This window comes from Pseudomonas sp. KH_024_B2, assembly GCF_057839965.1.
The window spans coordinates 3,942,557-3,957,500 of the sequence record NZ_CM174502.1; the positions used below are offsets into that span (position 1 = coordinate 3,942,557).

18 protein-coding genes are annotated in these 14,944 nt (G+C 57.3%); 7 read left to right on the top strand and 11 right to left on the bottom strand.

The features are described 5' to 3' along the window. Position 1 precedes the first annotated feature (1 nt). Positions 2 to 553 (bottom strand): translation initiation factor IF-3, encoded by a 552-nt coding sequence (gene infC, locus AC3I0A_RS18210; protein ID WP_170947229.1) that lies wholly within the window; start codon positions 551 to 553, stop codon positions 2 to 4. Then, positions 553 to 2,475, bottom strand: a complete 1,923-nt coding sequence (gene thrS / locus AC3I0A_RS18215; RefSeq protein WP_489373605.1) for a threonine--tRNA ligase — start codon at positions 2,473 to 2,475, stop codon at positions 553 to 555. The genes infC and thrS overlap by 1 nt, the downstream gene beginning before the upstream one ends. Here thrS and AC3I0A_RS18220 point away from each other — a divergent pair. The 3 genes from AC3I0A_RS18220 (at position 2,474) to AC3I0A_RS18230 (ending at position 3,674) form a co-directional block, all read left to right on the top strand. Beyond that, positions 2,474 to 2,623: a hypothetical protein gene (locus tag AC3I0A_RS18220; RefSeq protein ID WP_489373607.1), complete on the top strand. Its 150-nt coding sequence runs from the start codon at positions 2,474 to 2,476 to the stop codon at positions 2,621 to 2,623. The genes thrS and AC3I0A_RS18220 overlap by 2 nt on opposite strands. Positions 2,624 to 2,869: 246 nt before the next feature. After that, positions 2,870 to 3,169 carry a hypothetical protein gene (locus tag AC3I0A_RS18225; RefSeq protein ID WP_489373609.1) on the top strand — a complete coding sequence of 100 codons (300 nt, stop codon included), beginning with the start codon at positions 2,870 to 2,872 and terminating at the stop codon, positions 3,167 to 3,169. Positions 3,170 to 3,461: 292 nt separating this feature from the next. After that, positions 3,462 to 3,674, top strand: coding sequence for a cold-shock protein (locus AC3I0A_RS18230; protein WP_007905882.1), 213 nt, complete (start codon positions 3,462 to 3,464; stop codon positions 3,672 to 3,674). Between the two features lie 104 nt (positions 3,675 to 3,778). Here AC3I0A_RS18230 and AC3I0A_RS18235 read toward each other — a convergent pair whose 3' ends face one another. After that, positions 3,779 to 4,090, bottom strand: coding sequence for an I78 family peptidase inhibitor (locus AC3I0A_RS18235; protein WP_489378535.1), 312 nt, complete (start codon positions 4,088 to 4,090; stop codon positions 3,779 to 3,781). Positions 4,091 to 4,387: 297 nt separating this feature from the next. Next, positions 4,388 to 4,693, bottom strand: coding sequence for a hypothetical protein (locus tag AC3I0A_RS18240; RefSeq protein ID WP_489373610.1), 306 nt, complete (start codon positions 4,691 to 4,693; stop codon positions 4,388 to 4,390). A 165-nt stretch (positions 4,694 to 4,858) separates the two neighbouring features. Here AC3I0A_RS18240 and AC3I0A_RS18245 point away from each other — a divergent pair, with 165 nt between their 5' ends. Further along, positions 4,859 to 5,068: a hypothetical protein gene (locus tag AC3I0A_RS18245; protein WP_489373612.1), complete on the top strand. Its 210-nt coding sequence runs from the start codon at positions 4,859 to 4,861 to the stop codon at positions 5,066 to 5,068. Between the two features lie 23 nt (positions 5,069 to 5,091). On the opposite strand, the gene AC3I0A_RS18250 is transcribed toward AC3I0A_RS18245, so the two are convergent. Genes AC3I0A_RS18250 through AC3I0A_RS18280 form a run of 7 tightly spaced genes read right to left on the bottom strand, consistent with a single transcriptional unit; the run spans position 5,092 to position 12,026 of the window. Further along, positions 5,092 to 6,114, bottom strand: coding sequence for a nucleoside hydrolase (locus tag AC3I0A_RS18250; protein WP_489378537.1), 1,023 nt, complete (start codon positions 6,112 to 6,114; stop codon positions 5,092 to 5,094). A gap of 4 nt (positions 6,115 to 6,118) precedes the next feature. Next, positions 6,119 to 6,523, bottom strand: a complete 405-nt coding sequence (rbsD, locus tag AC3I0A_RS18255) for a D-ribose pyranase (protein WP_489373613.1) — start codon at positions 6,521 to 6,523, stop codon at positions 6,119 to 6,121. After that, complete coding sequence (rbsK, locus tag AC3I0A_RS18260; RefSeq protein WP_489373615.1) at positions 6,520 to 7,437, bottom strand: ribokinase; 918 nt, start codon at positions 7,435 to 7,437, stop codon at positions 6,520 to 6,522. Before rbsK ends, rbsD begins: the two co-directional genes overlap by 4 nt. A 24-nt stretch (positions 7,438 to 7,461) precedes the next feature. Next, a complete protein-coding gene (locus tag AC3I0A_RS18265) occupies positions 7,462 to 8,481 on the bottom strand; it encodes a LacI family DNA-binding transcriptional regulator (RefSeq protein ID WP_489373616.1) in 1,020 nt (339 codons plus the stop codon). A 3-nt stretch (positions 8,482 to 8,484) separates the two neighbouring features. Further along, positions 8,485 to 9,462, bottom strand: coding sequence for an ABC transporter permease (locus tag AC3I0A_RS18270; RefSeq protein ID WP_489373617.1), 978 nt, complete (start codon positions 9,460 to 9,462; stop codon positions 8,485 to 8,487). After that, complete coding sequence (locus AC3I0A_RS18275) at positions 9,459 to 11,012, bottom strand: sugar ABC transporter ATP-binding protein (RefSeq protein ID WP_489373618.1); 1,554 nt, start codon at positions 11,010 to 11,012, stop codon at positions 9,459 to 9,461. Before AC3I0A_RS18275 ends, AC3I0A_RS18270 begins: the two co-directional genes overlap by 4 nt. A gap of 57 nt (positions 11,013 to 11,069) precedes the next feature. Beyond that, positions 11,070 to 12,026, bottom strand: coding sequence for a sugar ABC transporter substrate-binding protein (locus tag AC3I0A_RS18280; RefSeq protein ID WP_489373620.1), 957 nt, complete (start codon positions 12,024 to 12,026; stop codon positions 11,070 to 11,072). A 456-nt stretch (positions 12,027 to 12,482) separates the two neighbouring features. Between AC3I0A_RS18280 and AC3I0A_RS18285 the strand changes: the two genes are divergently transcribed. The 3 genes from AC3I0A_RS18285 to AC3I0A_RS18295 all read left to right on the top strand — a co-directional run bounded on the left by AC3I0A_RS18285 (position 12,483) and on the right by AC3I0A_RS18295 (position 14,746). Further along, complete coding sequence (locus AC3I0A_RS18285; RefSeq protein WP_489373621.1) at positions 12,483 to 13,571, top strand: asparaginase; 1,089 nt, start codon at positions 12,483 to 12,485, stop codon at positions 13,569 to 13,571. A gap of 229 nt (positions 13,572 to 13,800) precedes the next feature. Beyond that, positions 13,801 to 14,052 (top strand): DUF1654 domain-containing protein, encoded by a 252-nt coding sequence (locus AC3I0A_RS18290; protein WP_489373622.1) that lies wholly within the window; start codon positions 13,801 to 13,803, stop codon positions 14,050 to 14,052. A 4-nt stretch (positions 14,053 to 14,056) separates the two neighbouring features. After that, positions 14,057 to 14,746, top strand: coding sequence for an endonuclease (locus AC3I0A_RS18295; RefSeq protein ID WP_489373623.1), 690 nt, complete (start codon positions 14,057 to 14,059; stop codon positions 14,744 to 14,746). The last annotated feature ends 198 nt before the right edge of the window (positions 14,747 to 14,944 follow it).

The following is a 14,944-nucleotide window of genomic DNA, read 5'->3' on the forward strand; positions in this document are numbered from 1 at the left end:
GTTATTTCTTCTTTTTCGGGGCGATGACCATGATCAGTTGGCGTCCTTCCATCTTAGGATGCTGTTCGACCGAACCGTACTCGAGCAGGTCAGCTTCAACCCGCTTGAGGAGTTCCATCCCCAGCTCCTGGTGGGCCATCTCACGACCGCGGAATCTCAACGATACCTTGGCCCTGTCCCCGTCACTCAGGAAACGTACCAGGTTGCGCAGTTTTACCTGGTAATCCCCTTCCTCCGTCCCTGGACGAAACTTGATTTCTTTAACCTGAATCTGCTTCTGGTTTTTCTTGGCCGCGGCAACCTGCTTCTTCTTCTCGAAGATCGATTTGCCGTAGTCCATCAGTTTGCAAACAGGGGGTACTGCATCGGCGGAAATCTCCACCAGATCCAGTTTGGCCTCTTCAGCCTTAAGAAGCGCGTCTTCAATTGACACAATCCCAAGCTGTTCACCTTCAGCCCCAATTAACCGAACCTCGCGTGCCGAGATATTCTCGTTGATCGGGGCTTTCGGTGCAGCTCGTTTATCTTGTCTCATTTCACGCTTAATAATAATTACTCCGAATCTGGGCGACCACGCCGGGAAACCGCTTGCGCGAGGAACTCAGCGAACTGGGCGACGGGCATCGAGCCCAGGTCAGCACCTTCACGAGTACGCACAGCGACAGTCTGCATCTCGACTTCCCGATCTCCGATAACCAAGAGATAAGGAACCTTGAGCAAAGTATGCTCGCGGATTTTAAAGCCGATCTTTTCATTTCTCAAGTCGGACTTGGCACGAAATCCGCTTTGATTGAGGGTTTTTTCAACCTCAGCGGCAAAATCTGCCTGTTTATCAGTGATATTCATGACCACTGCCTGAGTCGGAGCCAGCCACGCAGGGAACGCGCCCTCGTAATGCTCGATCAGGATCCCGACGAAACGTTCGAAGGAACCGAGGATCGCCCGGTGCAACATAACCGGATGCTTGCGACTGTTGTCTTCGGAGACGTATTCGGCTCCCAGACGGGTCGGCAGGTTAAAATCGAGCTGCAGGGTACCACACTGCCAGACACGACCAAGGCAATCTTTCAGCGAGAACTCGATCTTCGGACCGTAGAAAGCACCCTCGCCCGGCTGCAGATCGTACGGCAGGCCCGCACTATCAAGGGCTGCGGCCAGTGCAGCTTCGGCGCGATCCCACAGCTCGTCGGAACCGACACGTTTTTCCGGACGAGTGGACAGCTTCATCTCGACGTCTTTAAAGCCGAAGTCGGCATAGACGTCCATGGTCAGCTTGATGAACGCAGCGGATTCGGCCTGCATCTGCTCTTCGGTGCAGAAGATGTGGGCGTCATCCTGAGTGAACGCACGCACGCGCATGATGCCGTGCAGCGCACCCGATGGCTCGTTACGGTGGCAGGCACCGAATTCGGCCAGACGCATCGGCAACTCGCGGTAGCTTTTCAGGCCCTGGTTGAACACCTGCACGTGGCATGGGCAGTTCATTGGCTTGATGGCGTAGTCGCGGTTTTCCGACTGAGTGGTGAACATGTTGTCGGCGTAGTTGGCCCAGTGCCCGGATTTCTCCCACAGGCTGCGGTCAACGACCTGCGGAGTCTTGATCTCCAGGTAACCGTTGTCGCGCTGAACCTTGCGCATGTACTGCTCGAGCACCTGGTACAGAGTCCAGCCGTTCGGGTGCCAGAACACCATGCCCGGCGACTCTTCCTGGGTGTGGAACAGGCCCAGACGCTTGCCGATCTTGCGGTGATCGCGCTTTTCAGCTTCTTCGATCCGCTGGATGTAAGCCGCCAATTGCTTCTTGTCGGCCCATGCAGTGCCGTAGACGCGCTGCAATTGCTCGTTCTTGGCATCGCCACGCCAGTAGGCGCCGGACAGCTTGGTCAGTTTGAAGGACTTCAGGAAGCGCGTGTTCGGCACGTGCGGACCACGGCACATGTCGACGTATTCTTCGTGATAGTACAGGCCCATGGCCTGCTCGTTCGGCATGTCCTCGACCAGACGCAGCTTGTAGTCTTCGCCGCGGGCAGTGAACACGTCGATCACTTCGGCACGCGGAGTGACTTTCTTGATGACGTCGTAATCTTTCTCGATCAGCAGATGCATGCGCTGTTCGATGGCCGTCAGGTCGTCCGGCGTGAAAGGACGCTCGAAGGCGATGTCGTAATAGAAGCCTTCATCGATGACCGGACCGATGACCATCTTCGCCGTTGGGTACAGCTGCTTGACCGCGTGGCCAATCAGGTGGGCGCAAGAGTGGCGAATGATCTCCAGCCCCTCTTCATCCTTTGGCGTGATGATTTGCAGAGTGGCATCGCTGTCGATCATGTCACTGGCATCGGCCAGCTTGCCGTTGATCTTGCCGGCCACGGTGGCCTTGGCCAGACCGGCACCAATGGATGCGGCGACCTCGGCTACGGAAACCGGATGATCGAAGGAACGTTGACTGCCGTCGGGAAGAGTAATAGTTGGCATGGCGCCTCCTCTCCTAGTGGTGACCCCTACCAAAGGTCACGTGGGTTGGGATGAGCCAGTACAAGATTCGGTCCAGCCATTCAATGACGAACGCCTGCCTTACAGCGGCAAGAGCCTTGCGGCCAACCGGAAAACCGAACCAGAGTGACTGGAGTTCAAATCAGAATTATCAGGGTGCTGACCGCTACCGGGACGAAATGCCATCCGGAGCCTGAAAACACTCAAGTCGGGCATGCTAGCACAGATGAACGGTCGTCGCGCGGCTCCACTTAAGCCCCCAATGCCTGTCAGTCAAGAATCGCCTGATTGCGTGCAAACGTGCTGAACTTGGACTGCACTTCGAGTCTCAGATATATAGACAACCCGCATCACTGACCACAAGGAGCATCCCAGCATGCGTCTGAATCGTTTTTTTGCCATCGCCGCGCCCATCATCATGCTACTGCCTCTGAGTGCTCACGCTGAATGGCCCAAGGAAACGCGCGCGAAGTACATGGCCCAATGCACCCAGGCCGCAGGTTCTCAGCCAGGTATCAGCCCGGCAACCGCCAAATCACATTGCGCTTGTGGCGCTGACAAGATTGCCTCGTACCCGGCAAAAGATCTCCAGGCACTGATGGATAACAAGGCCAGTGTAGATCTGCAGAATAAAGCGCTGGCTGCGATTTCCACGTGCAAGGTGCAAAAAAAGTAAGCGCCCAAAGACCTCTTCAACCGCTTTCGGGCCGGTAAAGGGGCTCTGAAAAGAGCTTTTTCGTACAAATTTCACAGGTTTTTCAGCTTTTTTTATCGCTTTTATTTTCGCCAGAAAGCCCTTTAAACCGGGGCTTTCAGACGCTTTAAGCAACAAAGAAAGTGCAACCGGCGGGCAAACAGCACGTCCGGGGGGCTCCCAAGCCGAACATTTCGACTATGATACCCCGGTGTGCCCAGTTGGCCTGAGCAGCACAGTACTACTGAAAATATATGTTTCTTGGAGATACACCATGTCTAATCGCCAAACCGGCACCGTTAAATGGTTCAACGATGAAAAAGGCTTCGGCTTCATCACTCCTCAAGGTGGCGGTGACGACCTGTTCGTACACTTCAAAGCTATCGAAAGCGACGGTTTCAAAAGCCTGAAAGAAGGCCAGACTGTTTCCTTCGTGGCTGAGAAAGGCCAAAAGGGTATGCAAGCTGCACAGGTTCGCGCTGAGTAATTCTGCGCGTTCTAAAAAAACCCCGTCCATGTGACGGGGTTTTTTATGCGCTGAGTTTTTTATGTGCTGAGCTTTTTATGTGGTGAAGAAGGGCCGCAAGCGATTCAGCCGCAGTTGACGCGAGTGACCACCAGGTTTGCATCGGTGTTGAGATTCAGGCGATCGGAGCGGTATTCCAGCGTCACCATGTCGTTCGGCTTGAGGGTTCGCGCGTTTTGCGCACCTGAACGCGTGCGAGCCTGCTCCAGAAGTTCCGGCGAGGCCTTCTTGCCGATGGCGAATGCGGCGGCTTCAGACTCGCAGCGACTGTGTCCGGTCTCGGTAGCCACAGGGTCTTTTGTCGCCTGCGAAGTGCTGCATCCCGTCAAAATGACTGCAGCTAACAAAGTACCGAATGACGCGAGCTTCCAAGGCATGAGGCCTCCTTTTTCAAAAATAGACAGAAATCGTGCGACAGCCATTTTGGCTTTTGGTTTCAAAGGAACACCGGCCCTCTGCCTATGTAGGAGCGAGCTTGCTCGCGATGGACGTTAACGATAACGCGTGTTTTCTGAATAAACGCGCCGCCCTTGAGTCCATCGTCGGAACGCCGCCCGGAGCAATCGAGCGTCGACCGGCTGCTCCTACAGGGGCGCAGCGTTCGCTTAGCGGCAAGTCTGCCTCAGCCCTGAGGCAGTGTTCATTGCGCAATCGTGACTAAATGTGAGCCGCGATCAGTAGACGTCAATGTAGTCGAAAGGCGGATTGGGCCAATTCTGCTTCAACGCGTTGTAAATCTGCATAACCCAGACCGCGTCACTTGCAGCTACCGCTCCGACGTATCCAGAGCCTTTCGCCCAGGTTTCCAGACGAAACAAAAGACCGTCAATATCCGTACCGCCCACAACGCCTGAGGAAATATAGGCGATTCCGGCCCTGGTGACCCGCAACTGGGTATGTGCATCATCGCTGGCAGACGCCAGCAGTTGACGCACAGCGTCGAGCGTCAGGCCATCGGGAGTGCTCAAATCGATCTGCAAAGTGCTTTCCTTGGAAATCATCAAAGCCCGAGTGTCGCATAGCCCTCCCCTCATGCCTAAGTCGGAGTGCCAAAAGCCTCGCAAGATGGTTAACTCGACACAGCCCGAACAACCTGGAAAAACCACCAGGCAGTGGGCGACCTATTCAGACCTCTCGAGTGCATCATGACAACCGTAAGCATCGACGCCGACATCAAAGCCAAATGGCCTCAAGGCCATTGTTCCTACAGCCCGGGCAGCCCTGAAGAACTGGCGATCATCGGCATCGACCTGTTGGTCAAGGAGTTGGGAACCCAGGCTGCCCAGGCGTTTATCACACAGGTATTCGAAAAATACCCAAGCGAGTACATGGGTGTACACGAGGAAAGGGAATAACACCCTACAGGTTGGGCTGAAACTTATTTGAGGCGAGCGAGACGCGCCGTCAGCAAGTCGAAGAAACCCTGGGCATCGCCGTTCTCGACCCAGAACACGTTCTTTTCCTGCTTCAAACCGTCGTACCAGTCGACGATGGTCTGACCAAAGGTCGGGCCTTCGCGGCTGTCCACCACCATGTTCACCTGACGACCGGTGAACAACTGCGGTTTGAGCAGATAAGCGATGACGGTGGCGTCATGCACCGGGCCACCCGGAAGGCCGTAGTGCTCCATGTCGCCTTTGACGTACTCGTTGAGGATATCGCCCACCACCTTGCTGGCGTTGTTGCCCAGGGCCGCGATCTGCTGCAGACGCGCGTCACTGGTCAGCACCTTGTGGGTCACGTCCAGCGGCAGGTAGGTCAGCTTGACGGCGCTGTTGAGGACCACCTCAGCGGCCTGCGGATCAGCAAACAGATTGAATTCGGCGACCGGGGTAATGTTGCCGCCGTTGAAGTGCGCGCCCCCCATGACCACCACTTCCTTGATGCCTTGGGTAATGTCCGGCGCCTGAATCAGTGCCAGCGCCAGGTTGGTCTGCGGGCCCAGCATGGCAATGGTGATGCTGTGGGGTTTGGCTGCGCGCAACGTGTCGATCAGGTAATTGACCGCGTTACCCTTGGCCAGCCCTGCTTTGGGTTCGTGCACCGCTACACCCGAAAGACCTTCCTTGCCATGAATATTCTCGGCATAGATTGGCGTGCGCAACAAAGGCTTCGGCGCACCCGCGTACACCGGCACGTCTTCGCGCCCTGCCCACTCACGAGCCAGCCGCGCGTTACGCGAGGTCTTGTCCAGTCGCACATTACCGGCAACGGTGGTGAGCGCACGAATGTTCAGCTCCGCAGGCGAAGCCAGGGCAAACAACAAGGCAACGACGTCATCGGCACCCGGATCGGTGTCGATGATCAAATCGATTTTTTCCGCCGCCTGGGCGCTTGTAGCGGTGATCAATGACAAAAGCAGCAAACTCCTTGCGCGTGAAAAACCCGGGGTGGGATACAGCGAGCTAAAACGTCACTCCCGCGACCAAAACGATGTTGCAGTACGGCTGACATTCGCCGGTACGAATAATCGCCCGCGCTTGGCGGCTGAGGGTTTTGAAGGCGTCATGACTCAGCAACCGGCGTTGGCCCAATGCAGCCTTGGTCGTCAGCTCGTCAATCACTTGAAGCGCGGGCGGCTGCTTGAGCAGAATTTCTTCGGCCAATACATGGCTTTCCACCTGCATTTCGCTGAGCACGATCTGCAAGGTGCTGACGAAGTCCGGAATCCCCTGGGTCAACGCCAGGTCGATCAACTCGACACCGGGCGGCACGGGTAAACCGGCATCGCCGATGACCAGCATGTCGCCGTGCCCCAGGGAGGCAATCAATCGCGACAAGGCGATGTTGAGCAATGGGGTCTTTTTCATGAAGGGCTGAAGGCCTGTACCTCGGACAAACTGGGAATGGAAGGTTGTGCACCCGCGCGAGTGACCGACAACGCAGCAGCGGTCTGACCGAAGCGAATGGCCTCGGCTTCGCTTTTGCCGAGCGCCAGTGCCGCGGCAAAACCGCCAACGAAAGTATCGCCCGCCGCCGTGGTGTCGACCGCCTTGACTTTGGGCGCCGGGAAGTACTCGAAGCTCTGCCCGTTGGCGAACAACGAACCCTGGGCGCCAAGGGTAATGATGACTTTGCCAGCGCCTGCCGCAATCAAGCGACTGGCCGCCGCTTCAGCGGTTTCCAGCGAGTCCACCGGCAAGCCGCTCAAGGCCGACGCCTCGCTTTCGTTGGGAATCAGGTAGTCGATGGACGAATACCAGTCGGCTGGCAGCGGACTGCTTGCGGGGGCCGGATTGAGAATCATGGTCTTGCCCAGTTCACGACCGCGCTTGAGGGTGTAACCAACGGTTGGCAACGGCACTTCGAGCTGACAAATAATCACGTCGGCCGCTTGCAACACTGCGTCAAAACCCTTGACCACTTCGCACGTGAGCAGTCCATTGGCGCCCGCGACGATCACGATCGCGTTCTGACTGCTGTCATCGACCACAATCAGCGCCACGCCACTGGAACCTTCGACTGTCGTCAGCGCCTGGCAATCGATTTGCTCGGCCAGCAGCGCCGCTCGCAGTTGCTCGCCGTACCCATCGGCACCGACACAGCCGATCATCGAAACCTCAGCGCCCAGTCGTGCCGAAGCAACGGCCTGGTTCGCGCCCTTGCCGCCCGAGACGGTGGCGAACGACTCGCCAATCAGCGTTTCACCGGGCCGAGGCAGCCGCTCGGCCCGGGTGACCAGGTCCATGTTCAGGCTGCCTACTACCACTACTTTTGCTGGCATACATCAGTACTCGATCAATTCGTTTCAGCGGTATTCGGTGAACACGCCGCTAAGCGGCGCAGTCGATTCCCGCAAGACAATGCTGGGCGTCACGATGCGTTGCTCAGTCGCCAGTGCAGGTGTCGCGATCCGGCGTAACAGGAGCTCCGCCGCCATCTCGCCCAGCTGCAGGATCGACTGGCCGACCGTCGTCAACGCCGGATAGACATATCGGCTCATCTGGATATCGTCGAAGCCAATGACCGAGAGCTCGCTCGGCACACGAATATTGCGCTCGGCTGCCGCACGCAACACACCGATACCCATCACGTCGTTACCGGCGAATATGGCGCTGGGCGGATTCTTTTCCAGAAGCAGAGCCGCCGCGTTGTAACCGCCGGTACTGGTGAAGTCGCTTTCCAGCATCCGTTGTTGCGGCACCTCGACGCCCGCCTCTTTCAATGCCCGGCAGTAACCGGCCAGACGCATTTGCGCCACGCTGGTATGCGCCGGACCGCCAATCCAGGCGATATCCCGATGCCCCAGGTCGAGCAAGTGTCGCGTCGCCAGCCAGGCGCCGTACTCGTGGTCGATGCGCACCAGATCCGCATCGATGCCCTCCAGGCCCCGGTCGACAATCACCATGGGCGTGCGCACTGCGGCCAGACCTGCAGCCAGGCCGGCGTCACCGCCAGCCGAAGCGACGATCAAGCCGTCGATCCGTTTTTCCAGCAGCACCCGCAGATAACTGCGCTGCTTGTCCGGGTTGTCATCGGAGTTGCACAGAATCACGCAGTAGCCGTTACGCTCGCAGTAATCCTCGATCCCCCGGGCCAGTTCGGCGAAGTAGGGGTTGAGGCTGTTGGGAACCAGCAAACCAATGGTCGCCGTAGTCTTGGCTTTCAACGAACGGGCCACGGCGCTGGGTACGTAGTCCAGGCTTTTGATCGCCGCCTCGACTTTGACCCTGACCTCTTCGCTGACTGGCCGTGTTTTGTTCACCACATGGGAAACTGTGGTGTAGGAAATTCCCGCCAGCGCTGCTACATCTTTAATCGTTGCCATGACTCAAGCCCGCCGCTGTGCGCGTTGACTGCGATAAGTATCCAGCACCACCGCCACCACGATCACTGCGCCGGTGATGATGCGCTTGGTCGGTTCGGTCGCGCCGATTTGCGCAAGACCTGCAGCCAGCACGGAAATGATCAGGACGCCAAAAAAGGTACTGATGACCGAACCGCGACCGCCCATCAGGCTGGTGCCGCCGATGACCACCGCGGCGATGACTTGCAGCTCCAGGCCGGAACCGGCATTCGGGTCCGCCGCTTCCAGGCGGGAGATCTGAAACAGCGCCGCCACACCCGCCAGCAACCCCATCAGACTGAACACCAGAATCTTGTAAGGCTTTGGATTGATACCCGCCAGACGCACCGCTTCTTCGTTGGTACCGATGCCGATCAGGTAGCGACCGAACACCGTGCGCGTCAACACGGCCTGAGCGATGAAGATGATCGACAGCGCGATGATGAACGACGGCGAGATGCCAAAGGCAATCGGGTTGGACAGCCAGGCAAACACATCGCCGATATAGGCGGTGCGCGAACCGGTCATTTGATAGGCCACCCCGCGCGCCATTTCCAGTACGCCCAGGGAAACGATGAACGAAGGAATGCGCCAGGCCACGGTGATCGAACCGGTGATGGTGCCCGCCAGAGCGGCAACGGCCATGCCGAGCAAGGCTGCCGGAAAGACACTCCAGCCCCAGCCGAGGATCGCCACGCTGACCGCCGAAGCGGCCAGCGCCAGCACTGAACCGACTGACAGGTCGATACCGCCAATGATCAACACGAACGTCATGCCGACGGCCAACACCATCAAATCCGGAATCTGGTTGGCCAAGGTGCTGAAGGTGTCATAGGAGAGGAAATGACTGCTCAAGGTCGAGAACAGGGCAATCATCGCCAGCAACGCACCGGCCAGGCCCAGATAGGTGCCCAAACCGTAATAGTTGCCACTACGTTTGCTGACAGAAAGAGCAGTTGTCATGAAATCTCCCTAGGCGCCGCTTCATGGAGCAACGCATCACGTTTTTGGTAGCCGGCAAACGCGGCAGCCAGCAGTTCATCCTGAGTCCAACTGTCGCGCTCGAAGGTGTCGATCAAGCGCCCGGCGGAAAGTACCGCAATCCGGTCGCAGATCAGCATCAGCTCGCGCAGATCACTGGAGACCACCACCAACGCCTTGCCCTGGCGGGTCAATTCACCCAGCAAGCCGTAGATATCGAACTTGGCACCAACATCGATTCCTCGGGTCGGCTCGTCGAACAACAGCACCGCGCAATCGCGCTCCAGCCAGCGACCGATCACGACTTTCTGTTGATTGCCACCCGACAGTTCGGACACCAGTTGTGCGGGGCCGGAACTGCGAATCCGCATGGCGTCGATTTGACGCTGGCACAGGGCTATCTCGTCACCACCATTGACGATTCCGCCACTGGAAATGACCGGCATATTGCCCAGGGCAATATTCGCGCTGATCGATTGAGTCAGCAGCAGACCTTCGCCTTTGCGATCTTCAGTGATCAGGGCAATCCCGTGCCCTACCGCATCGGCCGGTGAACGGATACTGACCACCTGCGCCGGTGACCCCAGCGCGACCGTGCCGCTGTCTGCGGTGTCGGCACCGAAAATCAAACGCAACAGCTCGGTGCGCCCTGCCCCGATCAACCCGGAAATACCGAAAATTTCGCCGCTGCGAACTTCGAAGGAGACATCGCGAACCTTGTCCGAACGGGTCAGCCCTTGCACTGTCAGCGCCGCTGCGCCGATCTGGCGTGGCCCCAGGTCAATGTATTCGCCCAGCTCACGGCCAACCATCAGGTTGACCAGTTGCTCGCTGTTGTAATTGGCCATCGGCTCGACACACACCAGACAACCGTCACGCAGCACCGCAATGCGTTGCGCGACACGGGCCAGTTCTTCCAGTCGATGGGAGATATAAATGATCGCCACGCCGCGAGTTTGCAGGCGGGTGATCTGCGCGAAGAGCATTTCGACTTCGCGAGCCGTCAGCATCGCGGTCGGCTCGTCGAGGATCAACACATGGCAATCGCCAATCAGGTTACGGGCGATTTCGACCATTTGCTGGTGACCGATGCCCAATTCGCCGACCAGCGTGTCCGGATCGATCGCATCCAGCCCCACCTGGGCCATCGCTTCAATAGCGGCCTTGCGCAGTTGCTTGCGACTGATCCAGCCACCGCGGCTGGGCAGATTGTCGAGAAACAGATTTTCGGCGACGGACAAGGTCGGCAGCAGATTGAGTTCCTGCATGACCATGCGGATCCCGAGATCTTCAGCCTGGGTCCGGCTACCCGGACGGTAATCCTGACCATTGAACTGCATCCGCCCTGTGGTCGGCGTGACCAGGCCACCGATGATTTTCGACAGCGTGCTTTTGCCGGCGCCATTTTCACCGGTCAACGCCAGCACTTCACCGCGCATCAGCGTCAGGTCGATGTCGCTCAGCACCGGCTGAGCATAAGTCTTGCCGATACCGCTGACCGAGAGGACAGCGTTCGGGGCGAAAACTGACATAAGAAACTCTCCATGCGCTCGCCTGGACAGGCGAGCGCCGTTGTGTCGCCAGAATGACTACTGGGTGACCAGTTCAACCGGCGTTTCGATCACGCCGCTGGCGCCGCCGTCGACCTTCTCACCCTTGAGCATTTTCAGCGCCGTTTCGATGCCAAATACCGCCTGCCTGGCAGCGAACTGGTCGGCAGTCGCCAGTACACGGCCATCATTGAGCATGGGCTTGATGGCATTGATATTGTCGTAACCCACCACCTGAACCTTGCCCGCCTTACCTGCTGCACGCACTGCGGAAACAGCGCCGACCGCCATGCTGTCGTTGCCGGCCAGTAGCGCCTTGATTTGCGGGTATTCGCTCAGCATCGATGATGCGACCTGGTTACCTTTGTTGATTTCCCAGTCACCGGATTGCACGGACACCACTTTGATCTGTGCCGCCTCCATCGCATCCTTGAAGCCCGCGGTGCGCGCCTGGGCATTGGTGGTGGTGGAGACACCTTCGATGATGCCGACCTGGTCACCGGCCTTCAGCTGCCCGGCCAGATACTCACCAACCAGACGGGCACCCTTGCGGTTATCCGGCCCGACGAAAGGTACGCTGATGTTTTTGCTTTTGAGTACATCGGTGTCCAACTGGTTATCGATGTTGATCACCGTGATACCGGCGTCGACCGCCTTCTTGATCACCGGCACCATCGCTTTCGAGTCGGCCGGGGCGATGATCAGCGCATCGACTTTGGAAACGATCATTTGCTCGACAATGCGAATCTGGTTGGCCGTGTCCGTTTCATCCTTGATCCCGTTGGAAATCAAATCGAAATCGGCGGAATGCTCTTTCTGGTAGGCCCTGGCACCATCTTCCATGGTCAGGAAGAATTCGTTGGCCAGGGATTTCATGACCAGGGCGACTTTGGGTTTTTCCGGGCTCACGGCGAAAGCCGAAGAAAGAGGCAGCGCGGCGGATGCGGCTGCAAGCATAGCGACAGCGAGAAGACGTCCAGCGAATGGCAGCTTCATGGGTTCACTCCGTTCTTATGATTATTCTGAGCAACGCTTGCACTGGAGTACGCTTCGACAGCCGCCAGCCCGATCGACAAGATCATTCTGAAAGCTTGCGCAAACGTTTGCGTAGATAGAACTATGCGAATCCTGCCGGCTTTTGTCAACGGCAAGCAAACGCCTGAAACCGTCTCATCTCACCAGAGTGAGACCATTCAGTTTTTATCGTAGGAATTTTCGGACAACCGAACGTCAAACCTCCACATCGTCGGAAAACCGGACACCGGCCTGCATCCGAAAACCAATGAATCATAAAAAAATCATATACATCAATTAGTTACATTAATTATTCAGGCAAGGTGCGCCTGGTACAGATCCTGCTCTTCTCCAGGGACCCCACGGCATTCAGATCTGCCGGGGGCGTTTCTAGATGAACCTGCATCAGCACCGTCATAACAACTAGAGAGAAAAATAATGAAATCTGCTTTCAAGACCTTTGTTCCGGGCTCCTTGGCCCTCCTGCTGCTACTCCCTACCGCACTGCAAGCAAAAGAACTCGAAACCAGACAGAAGCTGGCTAACGTGGTGATCCTGGCCACTGGCGGGACTATCGCCGGGGCGGGTGCCAGCGCTGCCAACAGCGCCACTTATCAAGCGGCCAAAGTGGGTATCGAGCAGCTGATTGCCGGTGTCCCCGAGCTGAGTCAAGTGGCCAATGTGCGTGGCGAGCAGGTCATGCAAATCGCTTCGGAAAGCATCACCAACGAAAACCTGCTGCAACTGGGTCGCCGCGTTGCCGAACTGGCCGACAGCAAAGACGTCGATGGCATCGTCATCACTCACGGCACCGACACCCTGGAAGAGACCGCTTACTTCCTCAATCTGGTGGAAAAAACCGACAAGCCGATCATCGTCGTTGGCTCGATGCGTCCTGGTACCGCGATGTCTGCTGATGGCATGCTCAACCTGTATAACGCTGTCGCGGTTGCCGGCAGCAAAGATGCGCGCGGCAAAGGCGTGTTGGTCACCATGAACGATGAGATCCAGTCGGGTCGCGATGTCAGCAAGACGATCAACATCAAGACCGAGGCCTTCAAAAGTGCCTGGGGCCCGCTGGGCATGGTGGTCGAAGGCAAATCCTATTGGTTCCGCCAACCTGCCAAGCGTCACACCATGAGTTCCGAGTTCGACATCAAAACCATCAAGAGCCTGCCTGACGTCGGCATCGCTTACTCCTATGGCAATGTCAACGACACTGCTTACAAGGCCCTGGCTCAATCTGGCGCCAAAGCCATCATCCATGTCGGCACCGGCAATGGCTCGGTCGCTTCGCGCGTCGTCCCATCCTTGCAGGCACTGCGCAAGGATGGTGTACAGATCATTCGCTCTTCCCACGTCAATGCCGGCGGCTTCGTACTGCGTAACGCAGAACAGCCTGACGACAAATACGACTGGGTCGTTGCCCATGACCTGAATCCGCAAAAAGCCCGCATCCTGGCGATGGTCGCTCTGACCGAGACTCAGGACAGCAAAGAGCTGCAACGGATGTTCTGGGAATACTGATTCACCTTGCCCGACCTGATCAGGTCGGGCATCTGCTGCAACCACTCACCTGCTCTGGTGAGTGGTTCGAAACGCCCCCCTCGCTCGCGCTGACTATCTAAAAAAAAATCAACCGCCCCATACCAAACGGAACAAATCGCTGTCAGAGGATTTTCTTGAATTTTAAGCAGTTGCGAAAATGCCTACAGTTAAATACTGTATGCACGTACAGCTTAATAAGGATTGTTCCGTGGCCAATACCTCCGCAGCAGCAACTACACCTCCAGGCTCCTACGAACGCCTGGGATTGCGTGTCCAGAAAATCATCAACTCCCCCAACGCACAGAAAGCCAAAGCGGCACTGATCTTCCGCCTCCCGGACGAACCCGTGGATGAATGGGAGCGCCTGCTCGAAGAGATTGCCGAGAACGACAACGTCACCCTCGCCTATCGCGACGATGGCGGCGTGCAAATTTTCTGGGTTGTGCCGAAGGAAGACTGAGTCAATGATTGTTCGTTTGCTTGCATTGCTCTGTCTCTTCATCGCAATAAGCGCCCAGGCCGACGCACCGCGCACCTTCAAGGAAGCGAAAAAAGTCGCCTGGAAGCTGTACGCCCCACAGTCCACAGAGTTTTACTGTGGCTGCAAATACACCGGCAACCGCGTGAACCTTGCGGACTGTGGCTATGTACCGCGAAAAAACGCCAACCGTGCCGCGCGCATCGAGTGGGAACATATTGTCCCGGCCTGGCATATCGGTCATCAGCGTCAATGCTGGCAGCAAGGTGGCCGTAAAAACTGCACCCGCAACGACCCGACCTACCAACGCGCCGAAGCCGACCTGCATAACCTGGTTCCCAGCATCGGTGAGGTGAATGGTGATCGGAGCAACTTCAGTTTTGGCTGGCTACCGGAGCAACCCGGGCAATACGGTTCATGCCTGACTCAGGTCGATTTCAAAGCCAAAAAAGTCATGCCCCGCCCCTCTATCCGCGGCATGATCGCGCGCACCTATTTCTACATGAGCAAGCAGTACAACTTGCGCCTGTCGAAACAGGACCGGCAACTCTACGAAGCCTGGAATAAAACCTACCCGGTGCAGAGCTGGGAACGCCAGCGCAATCAAAGCGTGGCGTGCGTGATGGGTCGCGGCAACGAGTTCGTCGGGCCGGTGGATATGAAGACCTGCGGCTGAACCGCAGTTGATCAGGTGCACCGTCTCGGTCGAAACGGTGCATGCGTTTTTACACAGCTTGGACCCATAGCTGCCGGTGGCGACCGGAAAAAACCGGCCATGAGTTGTCAGTCGCGGCTGGTGTCCGATAGACGATTGTCGCCAGGGGCAATCGCGAGCCTCCTCAGGCAGGCCATGGGCGACAGGACTGTAAGAACC

Excerpts from the sequence above, each read along its gene's own strand:
- AC3I0A_RS18295 (WP_489373623.1), top strand. The coding sequence starts at position 14,057 with ATGATTGTTCGTTTGCTTGCATTGCTCTGTCTCTTCATCGCAATAAGC.
- rbsD (WP_489373613.1), bottom strand. The coding sequence starts at position 6,523 with ATGAAAAAGACCCCATTGCTCAACATCGCCTTGTCGCGATTGATTGCC.
- AC3I0A_RS18265 (WP_489373616.1), bottom strand. The coding sequence starts at position 8,481 with ATGGCAACGATTAAAGATGTAGCAGCGCTGGCGGGAATTTCCTACACC.
- AC3I0A_RS18275 (WP_489373618.1), bottom strand. The coding sequence starts at position 11,012 with ATGTCAGTTTTCGCCCCGAACGCTGTCCTCTCGGTCAGCGGTATCGGC.
- AC3I0A_RS18270 (WP_489373617.1), bottom strand. The coding sequence starts at position 9,462 with ATGACAACTGCTCTTTCTGTCAGCAAACGTAGTGGCAACTATTACGGT.
- AC3I0A_RS18225 (WP_489373609.1), top strand. The coding sequence starts at position 2,870 with ATGCGTCTGAATCGTTTTTTTGCCATCGCCGCGCCCATCATCATGCTA.
- AC3I0A_RS18280 (WP_489373620.1), bottom strand. The coding sequence starts at position 12,026 with ATGAAGCTGCCATTCGCTGGACGTCTTCTCGCTGTCGCTATGCTTGCA.
- AC3I0A_RS18245 (WP_489373612.1), top strand. The coding sequence starts at position 4,859 with ATGACAACCGTAAGCATCGACGCCGACATCAAAGCCAAATGGCCTCAA.
- AC3I0A_RS18220 (WP_489373607.1), top strand. The coding sequence starts at position 2,474 with ATGGCGCCTCCTCTCCTAGTGGTGACCCCTACCAAAGGTCACGTGGGT.
- AC3I0A_RS18230 (WP_007905882.1), top strand. The coding sequence starts at position 3,462 with ATGTCTAATCGCCAAACCGGCACCGTTAAATGGTTCAACGATGAAAAA.
- thrS (WP_489373605.1), bottom strand. The coding sequence starts at position 2,475 with ATGCCAACTATTACTCTTCCCGACGGCAGTCAACGTTCCTTCGATCAT.
- AC3I0A_RS18285 (WP_489373621.1), top strand. The coding sequence starts at position 12,483 with ATGAAATCTGCTTTCAAGACCTTTGTTCCGGGCTCCTTGGCCCTCCTG.
- rbsK (WP_489373615.1), bottom strand. The coding sequence starts at position 7,437 with ATGCCAGCAAAAGTAGTGGTAGTAGGCAGCCTGAACATGGACCTGGTC.
- AC3I0A_RS18235 (WP_489378535.1), bottom strand. The coding sequence starts at position 4,090 with ATGCCTTGGAAGCTCGCGTCATTCGGTACTTTGTTAGCTGCAGTCATT.